At 70.0% G+C, this 15,024-nt stretch carries 13 protein-coding genes; 1 reads left to right on the forward strand and 12 read right to left on the reverse strand.

All coding sequences use genetic code 11. The features are described from left to right. Positions 1–32 precede the first annotated feature (32 nt). Positions 33–797: an ABC transporter ATP-binding protein gene (locus G531_RS0110530; RefSeq protein WP_026927234.1), complete on the reverse strand. Its 765-nt coding sequence runs from the start codon at positions 795–797 to the stop codon at positions 33–35. Then, positions 770–1,630 (reverse strand): ABC transporter permease, encoded by an 861-nt coding sequence (locus tag G531_RS21845; protein ID WP_035758527.1) that lies wholly within the window; start codon positions 1,628–1,630, stop codon positions 770–772. Before G531_RS21845 ends, G531_RS0110530 begins: the two co-directional genes overlap by 28 nt. 146 nt (positions 1,631–1,776) lie before the next feature. Here G531_RS21845 and G531_RS21850 point away from each other — a divergent pair, with 146 nt between their 5' ends. Further along, positions 1,777–2,163 carry a RidA family protein gene (locus G531_RS21850; protein WP_051215345.1) on the forward strand — a complete coding sequence of 129 codons (387 nt, stop codon included), beginning with the start codon at positions 1,777–1,779 and terminating at the stop codon, positions 2,161–2,163. A gap of 24 nt (positions 2,164–2,187) precedes the next feature. On the opposite strand, the gene G531_RS0110545 is transcribed toward G531_RS21850, so the two are convergent. The 10 genes from G531_RS0110545 to G531_RS21855 all read right to left on the reverse strand — a co-directional run bounded on the left by G531_RS0110545 (position 2,188) and on the right by G531_RS21855 (position 14,982). Continuing rightward, entirely contained in the window at positions 2,188–4,488 is a 2,301-nt protein-coding gene (locus tag G531_RS0110545) for a glycoside hydrolase family 38 C-terminal domain-containing protein (protein ID WP_026927235.1), read from the reverse strand. A 46-nt stretch (positions 4,489–4,534) separates the two neighbouring features. Beyond that, complete coding sequence (locus G531_RS0110550; RefSeq protein ID WP_245630545.1) at positions 4,535–4,999, reverse strand: pyridoxamine 5'-phosphate oxidase family protein; 465 nt, start codon at positions 4,997–4,999, stop codon at positions 4,535–4,537. A 149-nt stretch (positions 5,000–5,148) separates the two neighbouring features. Further along, positions 5,149–6,435 (reverse strand): MFS transporter, encoded by a 1,287-nt coding sequence (locus G531_RS0110555; RefSeq protein ID WP_026927237.1) that lies wholly within the window; start codon positions 6,433–6,435, stop codon positions 5,149–5,151. A gap of 436 nt (positions 6,436–6,871) precedes the next feature. After that, entirely contained in the window at positions 6,872–8,305 is a 1,434-nt protein-coding gene (purB, locus tag G531_RS0110560; RefSeq protein WP_026927238.1) for an adenylosuccinate lyase, read from the reverse strand. Further along, positions 8,302–9,594, reverse strand: a complete 1,293-nt coding sequence (gene purD, locus G531_RS0110565) for a phosphoribosylamine--glycine ligase (RefSeq protein ID WP_026927239.1) — start codon at positions 9,592–9,594, stop codon at positions 8,302–8,304. Before purD ends, purB begins: the two co-directional genes overlap by 4 nt. 10 nt (positions 9,595–9,604) lie before the next feature. Continuing rightward, positions 9,605–10,891 carry an adenylosuccinate synthase gene (locus G531_RS0110570; RefSeq protein ID WP_026927240.1) on the reverse strand — a complete coding sequence of 429 codons (1,287 nt, stop codon included), beginning with the start codon at positions 10,889–10,891 and terminating at the stop codon, positions 9,605–9,607. Positions 10,892–11,056: 165 nt separating this feature from the next. Further along, entirely contained in the window at positions 11,057–11,536 is a 480-nt protein-coding gene (locus G531_RS0110575; RefSeq protein ID WP_026927241.1) for a DUF3151 domain-containing protein, read from the reverse strand. Positions 11,537–11,594: 58 nt separating this feature from the next. Continuing rightward, a complete protein-coding gene (locus G531_RS0110580) occupies positions 11,595–12,464 on the reverse strand; it encodes a transglutaminase family protein (protein ID WP_035758528.1) in 870 nt (289 codons plus the stop codon). Then, positions 12,461–13,387: an alpha-E domain-containing protein gene (locus G531_RS0110585; protein WP_026927243.1), complete on the reverse strand. Its 927-nt coding sequence runs from the start codon at positions 13,385–13,387 to the stop codon at positions 12,461–12,463. Before G531_RS0110585 ends, G531_RS0110580 begins: the two co-directional genes overlap by 4 nt. Continuing rightward, complete coding sequence (locus G531_RS21855; RefSeq protein ID WP_051215346.1) at positions 13,381–14,982, reverse strand: circularly permuted type 2 ATP-grasp protein; 1,602 nt, start codon at positions 14,980–14,982, stop codon at positions 13,381–13,383. Before G531_RS21855 ends, G531_RS0110585 begins: the two co-directional genes overlap by 7 nt. Between the last annotated feature and the right edge of the window lie 42 nt (positions 14,983–15,024).

Raw genomic sequence — 15,024 nt, forward strand, 5'->3', positions numbered from 1 at the left:
CCTTCGGGTGAAGCAGTGGGGAGGTGGGGCGATCATTGGTCGTCGTCGACGACGCCGAGTTCGCTGAGCAGTCGGCCGCGGAGTTGGACGAATTCGGGCAGGTGGCGGCGGCCGCTGTGCGGCAGGTCGATGCGCTGATCCAGGGAGAAGCGTCCCTCGGTCAGCACGATCACCCGGTCGGCGAGCAGGATTGCCTCGTCGACGTCGTGGGTGACCAGCAGGACGCCGGGCCGGTAGCGGTCGCAGAGTCGGCGGACCAGCTGGTGCATCCGGATCCGGGTGAGCGCGTCGAGGGCGCCGAACGGTTCGTCCATCAGCAGCAGTTCGGGCTTGCGGGCCAGTGCCCGGGCCAGGGCGGCCCGCTGGGCCTCGCCGCCGGAGAGGGTCTTCGGCCAGGCCCGCTCATGATCGGCCAGGCCGACCTCGGCGAGCAGTTCCCGGGCGTGGGTCAGGGAGTCCGTGCCGCGCAGGCCGAGGGTGATATTGGCCAGGACCCGCCGCCAGGGCAGCAGGCGGGAGTCCTGGAAGGCCACCGAGGGCAGCTGCGGACCGGTGAGGGTGCCGGTGAAGTCGGCGTCGAGCCGGGCCAGGATCCGCAGCAGGGTCGACTTGCCGGAGCCGGAGCGGCCCAGCAGGGCGACGAATTCGCCGCGGTGAATCTGCAGATCGATGTCGAACAGGACGCCGCGGCCGTCGAAGGCGCGGCTGACCCCGGCCAGTTCGGCGACGACGGGCTGTTCCGGTGCCGGCGCAGCGGCCCGGTCGGTGGTCAGCGGTACTGAAACGTGGAGCGCCATGCGAGGGCCTTCCCTTCGAGGAAACGGACGAGGGTGTCGGAGAGCAGCCCGAGCAGGGCGTACACGATCAGGCCGACGACGATCACGTCGGTGGCGCTGATGCCGCGGGCCTGGGTCATCAGGTAGCCGATGCCGCTGGAGGCGTTGATCTGCTCGGAGACCACCAGGACCAGCCAGCAGACCGAGGCCGCGAAGCGCAGGCCGGTGAAGAAGCCGGGCAGGGCGCCGGGCAGGACGACGGTGCGGATCAGTTCGAGCCGGGACAGTCCGAGGGTCCGGCCCAGGTCGAGGTAGCGCGCGTCCACCGCCCGGATCGCGGCATGGGTGTTCAGGTACATCGGGAACGTGACGCCCAGCGCGACCAGGAAGATCTTCACCTCTTCGCCGATCCCCAGCCAGACGATCGCCAGCGGCACCAGGGCCAGGATCGGCATCGCGCGGGCCATCTGCATGTTCGCGTCGACCAGGTTCTCGCCCCAGCGGAAGAGTCCGGCGACCAGCGCCAGCCCGGTGCCGGCGACCACGCCGATGCCCAGGCCGATCATCGCCCGGCTCAGCGAGATGAGCAGGTGCTGCTGCAGGGTTCCGGCCGCAAGCAGCCGGCCGGCGGCGGCCCCGACCTCGCTGGGCGAGGGCAGGACGGAAGAGTCCACCAGCCCGCCCCAGGTCACCGCCGCCCAGGCGATCAGCACCAGCAGGGGTCCGATGAGGCGGCCCAGCCCCCAGCGGTTGGCGCGCTTGGCTCGGGGCGTACGCAGGCGATCATCCACGCCCGGGGTCAGGGCCTGATCCGGCTTCACCGCTACGTCCGGGTTGGCCTGGGTGGCAGCCATCGCGACCTCCTTCTCTCCTCAGCTATCAGATTTCAGAATGGATCTATAGCTTTTTGTTTGACCCTGGGGAGTCTAGGAGCGGGTCGGAGAGGCCGACAGCGTTAGAATCAGGCTGAACTTAACCCGGTGAGCGCGAAGGGGCTGTCATGCGGGAGATCGTGACTCCGGATGCCCCGGGCCACACCGGGCCGGTACCGCAGGCCGTCGAATCGGGCGGTTGGATCTACGTCTCGGCCCTGTTCGGGAAAGCTCCGGGCGAGGCGGCCCTCCCGGCAGACGCCCGCGCCGAGGCGGAACAGATCTTCGCCAACCTTCGGGCCGTCCTGGCCGCTGCCGACGCCGACCTGCACCACGTGGTCCAGGTACGCATCGTGATGCGGCACCTGCAGCGGGATCGACCGCTGTTCAACGAGGTCTGGACCGAACAGTTCGGGGCCCATCGACCGGCCCGCTCGGCGATCGAGGCCGGCGACTTCGGTCGCCCCGGCGAGGGTCCCCGGTTCATGATCGAGGCGGTCGCCCACCGCCCCTGACCGATGGGTGGTCAGCCCACCGAGTCAGCGGTACGCGCGCAGCGTCATCACCTCGAAGGGCCGCAGGTCGAGCAGGTGCGCGGTCCCCTCGACCGGATCCCCGATCGGCCGTTCCAGGGTGTCGCAGCGCCCGATCGCATCGGCCAGGAAGCCGACCTCGACGCTCCCGCGCGCCCGGCCGCCGCAGGCTTCGTAGAGCCGGATGATCACATCCCCCGAACCGTCGGCCGCCATCTTGATCGCCTCGACCGCGACCCCCTCGCCGACCACCTCGACCACCGGCGGCACATCCTGGCCGCCCCGGATGATCCGATGTCCGAGATTCAGCAGGTACCCGGCGCGGATCGCGGCATCGACCCCACCGGTGGTGAGGGCGAACCGGAGCCGATGCCGACCCTGATCCGCCGGGCCGAGCAGGATCGGGCTGACCACGGTGCGATGGCCCTGCCGCTGGATCCGGTGGGAATAGGTGGAATCGTTGGCCAGCGCGACCCCGAAGCCGGTCTCGGCGACGTGCACCCAGCGTCCGGTCGGGTACTGGGTCGCGTCCGGGTCGCCGGCCGTGGCCCGGGTGGGATGGGTCACGAAACCGAAGCCGCATTCGGTGGCGGCGCTGGTGGTGTGCAGGTCCAGCGGCAGGTCGAAGCGCAGTTCGGCCGGCTCGTGCCAGTCGATGTCGAACTGGATCTCCAGCCGGTCGTCGGTCAGCCGATAGGTCTCCCCCACCCAGGAGTCACCGAAGCGCCGTTCCACGCTGACGTGCTCGCGGGTGTTGCCCAGCTTGTCGATCTCGGTCACCGGGGTCCGCCGGCTGGGATCGGCCGGGTCGACCAGGACCAGCCCCGGCGCCGCCGCGAGCAACTCCCGGCCGGCCCAGCGGGCCGAGGTGAGCTGCCCGGCGAGGTCGAGCCGGACCGCCCACCGTCCCTGGGCCAGTCGGTAGTGCGATCCGGCCACCTCGACCTCGTGATCGTCGACCGGCTCCCCGCGGCCGGCGGCGTACGCGGCCACCCCGCGCTCGCGGAACGGGGAGGCGTTCAGCAGGATCTTCGCCCCGCCGGCCCCGACCAGCGCCTGGGTCGCGGTCGCGATCAGGGTCTCCAGTTCGCTGACGGTGCGTGCGTACGCCCGGTCCGCGTCGGCGACCGCGGCCGGGTCGGCCCCTTCCGCCCGGTCGGCGGGCTGCTGCAACCGCAGCACGGTACGCCACAGCCGATCCAGCGCCTGGTCGGGATAGGGAAAGTCGCGCTGCACAGTGGCCGCGGTCGACCAGAGCTCGGCCTCGCGCAGCAGCGACTCGCACCGCCGGTTCCAGGCCCGGGCGCGCTGCCCGGCCCAGGGGCCGGGGCGGGCCGGGACGGTCAGTTCACAGGGTGTGGCCAGGTCGGTCTCGGCCAGCCCGAGTCGGGCCGAGACGGCGGCCACGTCGGGCCGCGACGGGAGCAGCCGCGGACTGCGCCCCTCCAGATCGGCCCAGCGCTGGGCCAGTCCGGCGACATCGGGGACCGCGGCGTACGCGACCAGATCGGCGGAGGTCTCGGCGGCGAGTTCGACGACGGTCTGCGGACGGACGGTCTGCACCGAAACCAGCCGGGTCCCGTCGGCCCCGTCGATCCAGCCGGCCGTGGCCAGGCCGAGGACGTTCTGCTTCCCCGCGGCCCGGGCGATCGCCGGGTAGCCCGGGGAGAAGCCGCCCGCCGGATTCAGCCAGACCTCGTCGCCGCCGGCCAGCTCGCCGGCCCAGGAGGCCGCGGCCAGGAATTGCCGGCTCAGCGACTCGGCCGACGCCAGGGTCTGGTCGGCGCCGACCCAGGTGCTCCCCGGGATGATCCGGCCCTTGCCGACCAGATCGTGCAGCCGCCGGGCCAGGGCCGAATCGAGCCCGGCCCAGTCCAGGGCCTGGACGTTGTCGATCAGCACGGTCAGTCCGGGGGTCCGTTCGACCAGGTCGACGGTCTCCGCGACGGCCTCGAGGCTGTGCCGCACCGCTGCCTCGCCGGTGCGGGACCAGCCAGTGTCGATCGACCGGTACGCGAAACTGTGCCGCACCGGCGTCCCCGGATAGGCGCGGGCGCCCAGCAGCGGGGCCAGAGCCATCCGGGCGATCCCGGCCGACCCGGCCGAGGGGGTCTCGATCGCCTGTTTGGCCTGGCCCAGGCCGGTCCCGACCTGCTGCCAGCGCGGATCGGCCTCGTGCAGCACATCCAACTGGGCCGCCAGGGCGAGGATGTCGAGCGCGAGCCCGCGGGTCTCGGCGTCGTCGGCGGTCAGGTGTGCATTGACGAACTGGCGCCAGTACTCCGCATGGCTCTGGGTCTCGCTCATGGCGTCCACAGTAGTTGCCCGGGGTTGACGCCCTGCCGGGCCGGGGTCAGCTCGGCGGCAGCTTGCGGAAATCCCAGCTGGAGATCTTGTCCGGGGTCACCTTCAGCCAGGCGTGGTAGCCGTCGGGCTCGAACTCCTCCCCCGCGCGGTACTTCTGGTTGGTCAGGCGTTCGGGCGCCTCGAGTTCGGGAACCTCCGCCCCGACCCGGGGCACGTCGCCGACCGCCGCGGCGCGGCCCTCGATCGTCACCCCGCGCAGTTCCCCGTACGCCTGCCCCTCATCGACGGTCAGCGAGACCCGCGGATTGCGCTCGATGTCGCGCCAGCGCTGGCTGCGGGTGACCGAGCTGATCCAGATCGCGCCCTCGTGCCACAGGAACCACACCGGGGAGACGTGCGGCTGCCCGTTGGTGCCGACGGTGGCCAATCGGCAGGTCCACGCCTGCGCCAGGAAGGTGTCCAGTTCCTCCGGCGTCATGGCGATCGACCGGCGCCTCTTCTGCTGTTTCATCATGGCTCCTCTCCGCGGCCACCCTCCCACAGCGTCGGCGCGGCCGCGGGTGAACCCGGGGGACCGTCCCAAGCTGGGACACTCCCCCGGTACGCAGCGCCGGCCCGGACCACAGGTCCGGGCCGGCAGGCACACGTGCGGTGCCGCGGTCAGAGGTTGATCTGCTCCACCCGGGGGGCGTCCTCCGGATCCGGGTCCTTGCCGCCCGGCAGGGCGATCGAGGCCGGGAACGGGTACTTGCCCAGGGTCAGGATCAGGCCGATGGTGACCAGCAGCAGGATGCCGAAGACCAGGAAGGCCCCGTTGTAGTTGCCGCCCAGATCGTAGGCCGCGGCGTAGGCGGCCGGGCCGATCGAGTACCCCAGCGCCAGGATGCCGTAGAACAGGCCGTAGATGGTGCCGAAGGACTTCATGCCCATGTAGCGGGAGGCCATGAAGCCGACCAGGTCGGACTCGCCACCCATCGCGAAGCCCATCAGCAGGGCCCCGAGCAGCGGCACCGGGCCCGAGCCGAAGGCGATCATCACGAAGCCGAGCACCGGCAGCACGAAGATCACCGCGGCCACGTAGGGAGCGTGCACCTTGTCCAGCAGGAAGCCGCCGACCATCCGGCCGGCCATCGCCGCGATCGCGAAGAAGGACAGCGCGGCCAGCGCCTGAGCCTGGGGGACGCCCTTGTCGGTCAGCATCGGCGCCAGGTGCACCAGGGCGCCGGGGATCGCCGAGCCCACGATGGCGGTGGTGATCAGCAGGATCCAGAAGGGCCGGGTGCGGACCGCCTGGGCCAGGGTGAGGCCGGGCAGGTCCCGCTCCTCGTGCAGTTCCTGCTCGCCCAGGGCGGCGCTCTCAGCAGCGGTCGGCTCGCGCAGCACGAAGATCAGCGGCAGCAGCGCCACGAGCACCGCGAAGATGGCCAGACCGATGAAGGAGGCCCGCCAACCGAAGTTGGCCGTCAGTACGCCGACCAGGGGCGGGCTGATCGCCTGACCCAGGGCCAGGCCGGTGCCGATGATGCCGATCGCCAGACCGCGGCGGCGATCCACCCAGCGGGCGCCGAGCCGGATCAGCGGCATCCCGTTGACCGCGGCCGAGATCAGGCCGAGCAGACCCATCACGACCATCCAGATGCCGTAGTGGTTCGGCAGGAAGGCCAGCAGGGCGAGGCCCACGGCGGTCAGTGCGGTGCAGGGGATAGCGACCTTGCGGGTGCCGTACTTGTCCAGCAGCTTCCCGACGACGGGGACGACGAAAGCGGCCAGCAGGGCGAAGATGCTGACCAGACCCGAGGTCTGGCTGCGGGACCAGCCGAACTCCTCGCTGATCGGCACCATGAGTGCGCTGAACGGCGCCAGTACCAGGGACGAAACGCTGGCGGTGATCGCGACGGTGGACCAGCCGACCTGCCACCACGCCTTCTTGTGAATGTTGGTCTCCATTGACTCTCCGTTGTCAGTGGCCACGGGAGAGCCAATCCAGCCGGCGCCCGTGCCCTGTTGCTGTTGCGGCATCAGTACAGAGCACGCGGCCACCATCGGCCGAGCAGAGCGTGCCGGGGATCGGACCGGTCCGCCGAATGGACCGACCCGGTCCCCCGGCCAGCCCCGCGGAGCCGCCAAGAAGGACCCAGCATTGCCCCGCCCTACCCCGCTTTCCCGCTGTTCGCGGGCCGAACTGCCATCCGCTGGCCGGCGTACCACCCGCGGTCCCTGCAGGCCCAGCAAACCCGAACTCAACCCGCGAACCCGAACTTCCGCCCGCGACCAGCGAACTCAACCCGCGAACCCAAACTCCGCCCAAGGTTCGGGTCGGGAAATGACGCGGCCGCATTCCCGAGTGGGGAATGCGGCCGTTGCCGTCAGTTGTACGCGGGTGTCAGAGCACCGCGCCCGGGGCGTACGCCGCCCCCTCGGGATGTGCCTGCGCGATCACCGCCACCTGCTCGACAATCCGCGCCACCTGCGCCCCGGCGGCGCCACTGAGTTCCAGCGGCGATCCGGCCAGGTTCTGCAGGCGTTCCTTGCTCAGTCCCAGCCGCGGATCCGCGGCAAGCCGGTCGAACAGATCATTGGTCCGGGATCCGGTCTCGCGCATTTCCAGCGCCACCGCGACCGCGTGCTCCTTGATCGCCTCGTGGGCCTGTTCCCGGCCGATGCCCTCGCGGACGGCGGCCATCAGGATCTTGGTGGTGGTCAGGAACGGTAGGTACCGCTCCAGTTCCGCCTCGATCACCGCGGGGAAGGCGCCGAAGTCGTCCAGCACGGTCAGGAAGGTCTCGAACATCCCGTCCAGCGCGTAGCAGGCGTCCGGCAGCGCGACCCGGCGGACCACCGAGCAGGACACGTCGCCCTCGTTCCACTGCCCCCCGGCGAGTTCGCCGACCATCGAGGCGTACCCGCGCAGCAGCACCACGAACCCGTTGACCCGCTCGCAGGAGCGCGTGTTCATCTTGTGCGGCATCGCCGAGGACCCGACCTGGCCCGGCTTGAAGCCCTCGGTGACCAGTTCGTTGCCGGCCATCAGCCGGATCGCCAGCGCCAGATCGCTCGGGCCCGCGGCGACCTGGACCAGGGTGGTCAGCACGTCGTAGTCCAGCGAGCGCGGGTAGACCTGACCGGTCGAGGTCAGGGTCCGCTCGAAGCCCAGGTGGGTCGCGATCCGGGCCTCCAGCTCGGCCAGCTTCGCCGCGTCCCCGCCGAGCAGGTCGAGCATGTCCTGGCTGGTCCCGACGGGGCCCTTGATCCCGCGCAGCGGGTAGCGCGCGATCAGCTCGTCCAGCCGTCGGTAGGCGACCAGCAGCTCATCGGCCGCGGTCGCGAACCGCTTGCCCAGCGTGGTCACCTGGGCGGCCACGTTGTGCGAGCGGCCGGCCATCGCCAGGTCGGCGTACTCGCTGGCCCGTCGGGCCATCCGGACCAGCGCCGCGACGGTCTTCTCCCGCAGCACCAGCAGCGATTCGCGCAGCTGCCACTGTTCGACGTTCTCGGTCAGGTCGCGGCTGGTCATGCCCTTGTGCACGTGCTCGAAGCCGGCCAGGGCATTGAATTCCTCGATCCGGGCCTTGACGTCGTGCTTGGTGATCCGTTCCCGATCCGCGATCGAGGCCAGCTCCACCTGATCCACGACCCGCTCGTACGCCGCGATCACCGCATTCGGATCATCCCCGCCGAAGTCGACGCCGAGATCGCGCTGCGCGGCCAGCACCGCCAGCCACAGCTTCCGCTCGGCGACGATCTTGTACTCCGGGGACCAGATCTCCCGGATCCGCGGGGAGGCGTACCGGTTGGCCAGGACGTTGGGAACGCTCACGCCTTCGTCGCCTTCTCGTCCCCGGGCTGCGGCACCCGGATCTCCCCGAGCACGGCCTTCTCACCGATATCGCGGCGGAAGAAGGTGCCCGGCAGGTACAGCGAGTTCAGCGTCGCGTACGCCATGTTCCGGGCGAACTTCAGGCTGGAGCCGCGGGCGACCGCACACATCACCCGGCCGGCGGCGATCTCCAGATGGTTGTCGTCGTTGGCCCGGCGGGTGCCGGAGTGGAACAGCTTCACCTGACCGGTGTGGAACTGCCGGCGCGGGATCCGGCCGCCGGTCTCGTTGTGCTCCGGATACCCGTCGGCGGCGACCACGATGCCGATCGCGGCACCCTTGTGGAACTTCGGCGCCTCCACCGAGCTCAGTCGGCCCTGCGCGGCGGCGTACAGCAGCTGGCCCAGCGGGGACTCCAGCAGGGTGAGCAGCGGCTGGGTCTCCGGATCACCGAAGCGGGCGTTGAACTCGATCACCTTCGGCCCGTCGGCGGTCAGCGCCAGCCCGGCGTACAGCAGGCCCTGGAACGGAATCCCGCGCTTGGCCATTTCGGCGATCACCGGGTTGATGATGGTCTTCATCACCCGGTCGTTCAGGTCGGCCGGGGCCCACGGCAGCGGGGTGTACGCCCCCATGCCACCGGTGTTCGGGCCGGTGTCCCCGGCGCCGACCCGCTTGTAGTCCTGGCAGGCCAGCATCGGGTACGCCAGCTTCCCGTCGCACACCGCGAAGAAAGACACCTCCGGACCCTCGAGGTACTCCTCGACGACCACCTTGTGACACTTCTCCGCGTGCGCGAGCGCCTCCTCGGGGCTGTTGGTGACGAGCACGCCCTTGCCGCCGGCGAGCCCGTCCTCCTTGATCACGTAGGGGGCGCCGAAGCGCTCCATCGCGGCCTTGACCTCGTCCAGGTTCGCGCAGACGACCGACGCGGCGGTCGGGACCCCGGCGGCGGCCATGATCTCCTTGGCGAAGGACTTGGAGCCCTCGATCATCGCCGCTTCCTTGGTCGGACCGAAGCAGGCGACCCCGGCCGCGCGGACCGCGTCGGCGACCCCGGCGACCAGCGGGGCCTCCGGGCCGATGACAACAAGGTCGACACCCAGTTCGGTGGCCAGCTTCGCCACCGCGGCACCGTCCATGATGTCGATGTCCTCATGCAGATCGGCGACCAACTCCATCCCCGGATTGCCCGGGGCCGCGTGCACCTCACGGACCTCGGGGTCGCGCGCGATGGTGTCGGCCAGCGCATGCTCGCGGCCGCCGCTGCCGATGACCAGTACCTTCATTCTTCGCTCCTCACAGCAGGTCGTTGATCATGACCGCTTGTTCGCGGCCCGGACCGACCCCGATCCCTGAAATTCGTGCGCCACACAGCTCTTCCAACCGCTTCACGTAGTCGCGGGCGGCGATCGGGAGATCCTCGAACGAGCGGGCTCCCGAGATGTCCTCGTGCCAGCCGGGGACTTCCTCGTAGATCGGCGTGGCCATGGCCAGATCACGCTGGTTCATCGGCATGTGGTCGTGGCGGACCCCGTTCACGTCGTAGGCGACGCAGACCGGGATCGTGTCCAGCCCGGACAGGATGTCCAGCTTGGTCAGGAAGATGTCGGTGAACCCGTTGGCCACCGCGGCGGCCTCGACCACGAGCGCGTCGAACCAACCACAGCGTCGCGGCCGACCGGTGGTGACGCCGAACTCGCCGCCGGTGGTCCGCAGCCACTCCCCGGCCTCGTCGTTCAGCTCGGTCGGGAACGGCCCCTCCCCCACCCGGGTGGTGTACGCCTTGGCGATCCCGATCACCCGGTCGATCCGGGTCGGGCCGACGCCGGTCCCGGTGCAGGCGCCGCCGGCGGTCGGGTTGGAGGAGGTCACGTACGGGTAGGTGCCGTGGTCGACATCGAGGTGATGGGCCTGGGCACCCTCGAACAGCACGACCTTCCCGGCGTCGAGCCCCTCGTTGAGCAGCCGGGGCGTGTCGGTGACCATCGGCTTGAGCCGATCGGCGTAGGACAGCAGTTCCTCGACCACCCGGTCGGCCTCGATCGCGCGCCGGTTGTAGACCTTGGCCAGCAACTGGTTCTTCTGGTCGATCGCGGCCTCGACCTTGGCGTGCAGGTTCTCCCGGCTGTCGAACAGGTCCTGCACCCGGATCCCGATCCGGTTGATCTTGTCGGAATAGGTCGGGCCGATGCCGCGGCCGGTGGTGCCGATCCGGCGCTTGCCGGCGAAGCGTTCGGTGACCTTGTCCATCGTGCGGTGATAGGGCGCAATGATGTGCGCGGCGCTGGAGACCTTGAGGTTCGAGACGTCGACGCCGCGCTCGATCAGGGCGTCCATCTCCTCGAACAGCACCGACAGGTCGATCACGACGCCGTTGCCGATCACCGGGGTGGCCTTCTCGTTCAGAATGCCGGCCGGGAGCAGGTGCATCGCGTACGACTCGCCATTGACCACCACGGTGTGGCCCGCATTGTTCCCGCCGGAATAGCGGACGGTGAAGTCGACCCGGTCACCGAGTTGGTCGGTGGCTTTGCCCTTGCCTTCGTCCCCCCACTGGGAACCCATAACGATGATGCCGGGCATTGAGTTATCTCGCCTCTCTCATGGACAAAGGCCCGACACCGGCTCCGTCCCGACCCCCGCCGTGCCGCACCGGACGACCGAGGGCGACGGTATACAGGGTGGGCCTCGGGGGCCGATCGCAGACCTTCTGACGCTTCACCTTATCCGAACCGATGCCCGAAACCTCTACTCGCCGGCCTTGCCGGGAGCCTCCATCGGCAGCGTTTCGGTCAATTCGTCGTAGGCGGTGAACGAGGAGTCCCGCAGGAACTGGGCGCAGCGCTTGGCCTCCGATTCCTCCCCGATCCGGTGCGCGGCCACCGCCAGTGCCCACAGGCAGCGCAGGAAACCACGGTTCGGCACGTGCTCCCACGGCACCGGGCCCGAGCCCTTCCAGCCCGCCCGGCGCAGCGCGTCCAGGCCCCGGTGGTAGCCGGTGCGGGCGTACGCGTACGCGGTGATGTTCAGGTCGGGGGTGTTCTGCTGCAGCGCGCCCTCGGCCAGCAGCGCCCAGCACAGACTCGACTCCGGGTGCCGGGTGACGATCTCCAGGAACCCGGCGGCGCCCCGTTCGCTCAGCTCGGCGGCAGCCGGGTCCTCGGGCAGCTTGGTCGCGGCCACGGTGCCCTGGGAGGCCAGCAGGTTCTCACGCGTCGAATCAGTCACAAGGGCCAGCCTAACGGTGGGACCGGACCTGTGGCCGGGGAACTCGCAGTTCAGGCACTCAGGCCAGCCGGGTGATCGACACCTCCACGCTGAGCCGCTCCAGCGGTGCCCCGGAATAGACCCCCTTGAACGGCGGCACATCGTCGTAGTCGCGGCCCCGGGCCACCACCACATGGTCCAGGCTGACCCGCCGCAGGTTGGTCGGATCGACCCCGAGCCACGATCCGCCCCACCACTCGACCCAGGCGTGGGATTCCCCGATCGCTTCCTGGCCGACCTCGAGGTCCTTCTTCGGGGTGAGGTAGCCCGACACGTACCGGGCCGGGATCCCCAGCTGCCGCAGCAGGCCGATCGCCACGTGGGAGAAGTCCTGGCAGACCCCCTTGCGAGCCTCCCAGGCGTCCTGGGCGCTGGAGCGTACGCCGGTCACCCCGGCCTGGTAGTGCAGCTGCTCCCAGGTGATGTCGATGACCCGCTTCACCGCCTCCTGCGGGGTCATTCCCGCGACCTGGTGTTCGACCCAGGCGAAGACCTCCGGGGCCAGCGTGGTCCGCGGGCGGGGGTCCAGCCACTCCGAGCGGCGGTCGCGTTCGTTCTCATCGCGCAGTTCGTCCCAGGTGATGGTCACCTCCCGCGGCTCGGTCTCGTAGCGCTCGACCGTGGAGATCGATTCGATGTCGAGTTCGCCGTGCGGGCCGGTCGCCTCGATCGCGGTCACCGAGGTGCCGAAGTAGTCGCGGTAGGTGTGGCCCCACGACAGCGGCCGGATCCGCAGCCGGGACTCCAGCGAGGTCTGCCCGGTGGTGGTCGGCGGGGTCATCCGGACCTCGTTGTGCGAGGCGGTCACCGTGCCGGCGTAGCTGAAATGGGTCCGGTGGGCGATCTGGTAGCGGCGTACGCTCGAGCGGTCCCGGTCGGCCGGATTCATGACGAGACCCCCTCGGTCCAGAAGGTGAGCGGGGTGCTCGGGAAGTACCGCCCCGCGATGTGTTCGGAGACCTGGGAGACCGCCCGCTGCACCCGGCGCATCTGCACCGGTAGATCGGCCAGGACGTCATCCTCGGTGGAGAACTCCAGCGCGGTCCGCATCTGCCCGAGCAGCCGTCGCCCGTCGTCGGCGAACCCGATCGCGGGTTGGTGCGGTTCCATCCGGGTCAGGCACGCCTCGGCCTTGCGCAGGGCGTAGAGCACCGAGCGGGGGAACTGCCGGTTCAGCACCAGGAACGCCGCGACCCGCCGGTCGGTGGCCAGACCGGAGTTGCTGCGCAGGAACGCCTGTTGGCCGCCGCAGGAGGACAGCACCGACTGCCAGGACAGGCCAACGATGGGCAGGGTGCCGGTGTTCACCATCCGGGCGGTCATGTCGGCGCGCTCGAGGAACCGGCCGACCGACAGGAAGTTCCAGGCGTCGTCGTGGCTCATCGTGGAGTCGGCGATCCCGGCGACCAGAATCGCCCGCTCCCGGGCCCAGTGCAGGTGGCGGGCGGTGCGGTCGGGCGTACCCAACTGGCGCCAGCGCAACCAGGCGGTGTTGATCGCCTCCCACAGGTCGACCGAGAGGGTTTCCCGGGCGCGGCGGGCGTTCTCCCGGGCGGCGTACCAGGAGCCCGCGATGGAAGACGGGTTCGACTGGTCGAACACCAGCCGGTCGCGCAGGTCGTCGTAGCGGACGCCGCCGCCGGGCGTACCGCCCATGATGGCGCTGAGCACCAGTTGGGCGGAGGCTTCCCGGGCGTGCGCCGGTCCCTCCAGCATGCTCAGCCGGACCACGTCGACGATCCGGGCGGTCCCGTCGACGCGTTCGACGTAGCGGCCGATCCAGAACAGCGATTCGGCGATGCGGCTCAGCATGCTCCGGCCCCCGGTCCCTGGTGCGTCTGTTGCGTCTGTTGCTGTTGTTGTTCCTGCTGATCCTGCCAGTCGTCCTCGTCGGCCATCTCCGGCGGGGTCATCACGATGATCTCGGCCGAGGGCAGCCCGGGCTCGTCGGTCTCCTCCGCGTCGGTCTCGGGGGCGAGCACCCAGGTGTCCTTGGACCCGCCGCCCTGGGAGGAGTTCACCACCAGTTGCCCCTCCGGCAGCGCGACCCGGGTCAGTCCGCCGGGCAACACGGTGACATTGCTGCCGTCGTTGACCGCGAAGGGTCGCAGGTCGACGTGCCGGGGCCGGAACTCGCCGTTGATCAGGGTCGGCACGGTCGACAGTTGCACCACCGGCTGCGCGATCCAGCCCCGAGGATCGGCCAGCAGCTTCTCCCGCAGTGCATCGAGGGTGGCCCCGCTGGCCTTGGGGCCCATCACCAGGCCCTTTCCGCCGGACCCGTCGACCGGCTTGACCACCATCTCGTCGAGATGGGCCAGGACGTGATCGCGGGCCGCGGGTTCCACACAGCGATAGGTGTCCACGTTCGGCAGGATCGGATCCTCCTCGAGGTAGAACCGGATGAAGTCGGGGACGTAGCTGTAGACCAGCTTGTCGTCGGCGACCCCGTTGCCGATCGCATTGGCGATGGCCACCTTGCCGGCGCGCTGGGAGTCGACCAGGCCGGGGCAGCCCAGCAGTGAATCGGGCCGGAACTGCACGGGGTCGAGGAACTCGTCGTCGATGCGGCGATAGATCACATCGACCTGCTGTTCGCCGTCGGTGGTCTTCATCCGGACCGCGCCGCCGGTACAGACCAGGTCGCGTCCCTCGACCAGTTCGACGCCCATCAGCCGGGCCAGCAGGGCATGTTCGAAGTAGGCGGAGTTGTGCACCCCGGGGGTCAGCACCACCACGGTCGGATCCGGGTTCCCGTCCGGAGCCGCGGCCCGCAGCGCCTCCAGCAGGGTCCGCGGATAGTCGTGCACCGGGCGGACATGCTGGTTCTCGAAGATTTCCGGCAGCACGTTGGTCATCGCCCGTCGGTTGGAGATCACGTAGGAGACCCCCGAGGGCACCCGGACGTTGTCCTCCAGGACCCGGAAGACTCCCTCGGCGTCGCGGATCAGGTCGATGCCCGAGACGTGGCAGCGGACCTCGTTGTGCGGGTGGATCCCGGCGACCGCGCGATGGAAGTGCGGGGAGTTGCGGATGATCCGGGCCGGCAGCAGGCCCGCCTCGACCACCCGGGGCAGGCTGCTGCCCTCGCGGCCGTAGACGTCGGCGAGGAAGGCCTCCAGCGCCTTCACCCGCTGGGCGACGCCGGACTCGATGACATCCCATTCGTCGGCGGTGATGATCCGGGGCACCAGGTCCAGCGGGAAGGCCCGCTCCTCCCCGGCATAGTCGAAGGTGACGCCCTGGTCGAGGTAGCTGCGGGCCAACGCATCCGCGCGGTGCTCGAGTTCCCCGCCCATCCGGTTCAGCGTGTCGCGGATCGGTTGGTACTGGCTGCGCGTACGGCCATCGCCGGCGAGCATTTCGTCCCATGCCGCAAGGCGGGGATAGTCAGCGAAAAGGGCCATGGCGTGCACTATACGAACCCCGTGTTACGGCAGGTTACGGCG

The sequence above is a fragment of the Granulicoccus phenolivorans DSM 17626 = NBRC 107789 = JCM 15570 genome (genome assembly GCF_000423085.1).
In the GTDB taxonomy this organism is placed as follows: domain Bacteria; phylum Actinomycetota; class Actinomycetes; order Propionibacteriales; family Propionibacteriaceae; genus Granulicoccus; species Granulicoccus phenolivorans.

What these genes read in the sequence shown, in the direction of transcription:
- G531_RS0110530 (WP_026927234.1), bottom strand. Translation starts at nt 797, where the DNA reads ATGGCGCTCCACGTTTCAGTACCGCTGACCACCGACCGGGCCGCTGCG.
- G531_RS21845 (WP_035758527.1), bottom strand. Translation starts at nt 1,630, where the DNA reads ATGGCTGCCACCCAGGCCAACCCGGACGTAGCGGTGAAGCCGGATCAG.
- G531_RS21850 (WP_051215345.1), top strand. Translation starts at nt 1,777, where the DNA reads ATGCGGGAGATCGTGACTCCGGATGCCCCGGGCCACACCGGGCCGGTA.
- G531_RS0110545 (WP_026927235.1), bottom strand. Translation starts at nt 4,488, where the DNA reads ATGAGCGAGACCCAGAGCCATGCGGAGTACTGGCGCCAGTTCGTCAAT.
- G531_RS0110550 (WP_245630545.1), bottom strand. Translation starts at nt 4,999, where the DNA reads ATGAAACAGCAGAAGAGGCGCCGGTCGATCGCCATGACGCCGGAGGAA.
- G531_RS0110555 (WP_026927237.1), bottom strand. Translation starts at nt 6,435, where the DNA reads ATGGAGACCAACATTCACAAGAAGGCGTGGTGGCAGGTCGGCTGGTCC.
- purD (WP_026927239.1), bottom strand. Translation starts at nt 9,594, where the DNA reads ATGAAGGTACTGGTCATCGGCAGCGGCGGCCGCGAGCATGCGCTGGCC.
- G531_RS0110570 (WP_026927240.1), bottom strand. Translation starts at nt 10,891, where the DNA reads ATGCCCGGCATCATCGTTATGGGTTCCCAGTGGGGGGACGAAGGCAAG.
- G531_RS0110580 (WP_035758528.1), bottom strand. Translation starts at nt 12,464, where the DNA reads ATGAATCCGGCCGACCGGGACCGCTCGAGCGTACGCCGCTACCAGATC.
- G531_RS0110585 (WP_026927243.1), bottom strand. Translation starts at nt 13,387, where the DNA reads ATGCTGAGCCGCATCGCCGAATCGCTGTTCTGGATCGGCCGCTACGTC.
- G531_RS21855 (WP_051215346.1), bottom strand. Translation starts at nt 14,982, where the DNA reads ATGGCCCTTTTCGCTGACTATCCCCGCCTTGCGGCATGGGACGAAATG.